The 1440-nt window shown below is 77.5% G+C and carries 2 protein-coding genes; both read left to right on the forward strand.

The genetic code is table 11. The annotated features are described in order from the left end of the window. Nucleotides 1-20 precede the first annotated feature (20 nt). Nucleotides 21-1202, forward strand: coding sequence for a TadA family conjugal transfer-associated ATPase (locus GT354_RS38655; protein WP_161361048.1), 1182 nt, complete (start codon nucleotides 21-23; stop codon nucleotides 1200-1202). Continuing rightward, on the forward strand, nucleotides 1199-1440 hold a 242-nt coding region (locus GT354_RS38660), incomplete at its 3' end, for a hypothetical protein (protein WP_161361047.1). The genes GT354_RS38655 and GT354_RS38660, both read left to right, overlap by 4 nt.

Below are 1440 nucleotides of genomic sequence, written 5' to 3' on the forward strand. Positions count from 1 at the left end.
TCCCGACGTCGGCCCCGCCACTGCCGGCGTCGGCGGCCGTGTTGCCGGATCCGGCGCTGGTCGAGGCGGTACGGGCGCGATTGGCTGCCGGCGGGCACGAGCCGACCCCGGCCGCGGTGGCGACGGCGTTGCGCGCCGAGGGCCGCGTGGTCGGCGAAGCGGCCCTGCCGGAGTTGGTCCGGGCCTTGCGCTCCGAGATCGCGGGGGCCGGGCCGCTGGATGTGCTGTTGCGCGACCCCGAGGTCACCGACGTGCTGGTCAACGCGCCGGACGAGGTGTGGATCGACCGGGGCGGGGGGCCACAGCGCACGACGGTGACGTTTGCCGACGACGCCGCGGTGCGTCGGCTCGCCCAGCGGCTCGCCGAGGCCGCCGGGCGCCGCCTGGACGACGCCTCGCCCTGTGTGGACGCGGCGCTGCCGGACGGGATCCGGCTGCACGCGGTGCTGCGGCCGGTCGCGGTGCGCGGCACGTGCCTGTCGCTGCGGGTGCCGAGGCGGACGTCGTTGGGGCTCGCCGAACTCGTGCGGGCCGGTTCGGTGTCGCCGGCCGCCGCCGAGCTGCTGCGGGCGATCGTCGCCGCGCGGGCCGCCTTCTTGATCTCGGGTGGCACGGGTTCGGGCAAGACCACGCTGCTGGGCGCGCTGCTCGGCTGCGCGCATCCGGCCGAGCGGCTGCTCCTGGCCGAGGACTCGGCCGAGCTGATGCCTCGGCACCCGCACGTGGTGCGCCTGCAATCGCGGCCCGCCAACGTCGAGGGCGCGGGCGCGGTGACGTTGCGCGACCTCGTCCGCCAGGCCCTGCGGATGCGACCCGACCGACTCGTGGTGGGCGAGGTTCGCGGCGCGGAGGTCGTGGAGTTGCTGGCCGCGCTCAACACCGGCCACGAGGGCGGCTGCGGGACGGTGCACGCGAACTCGGCGGCCGATGTGCCCGCGCGGCTGGAGGCGCTCGGGGCCCTGGCGGGCCTGGGACGAGGCGCGCTGCACAGCCAGGTGGCCGCCGCGCTCGACCTGGTCGTGCACGTGGTGCGCGAGCGGGACGGGCTGCGGCGGGTCGCCGAGGTCCACGTCTTGGAGCGGGACCCGGCGGGCTGGGTGCACCCGGTGTCCGCGCTGCGCTTGGAACGCGCGGGAGCGATGCGGCCCGGGCCCGGTCACCAGCGCCTGGTCGCGCTGCTTGCGGGCTGGTGGCGGGGATGACGGGGATGGCGGCGGCGGTGGCCGCGGCGGTCGCGATCGGGTCGTGGCTGGGCACGGCGCGGGCCGGGCAGGGTCGGGCTCGCAGGGTGCTCGGGCTGCGCCGGGTGCGGCGCGTGGCGTGGGTCGTGCGCCATGCGCTTCCGGTGCGGCACCGGGTGCCGGTCGCGGTCCTGGCGGCCGGTGCCGGGCTGGGACTCGTAGTGGACTCGCCGGTGCTGCCCGTATTGGCCCTGCCTGC

The organism is Streptomyces sp. SID3343 (genome assembly GCF_009865215.1).
In the GTDB taxonomy this organism is placed as follows: Bacteria; Actinomycetota; Actinomycetes; order Streptomycetales; family Streptomycetaceae; genus Embleya.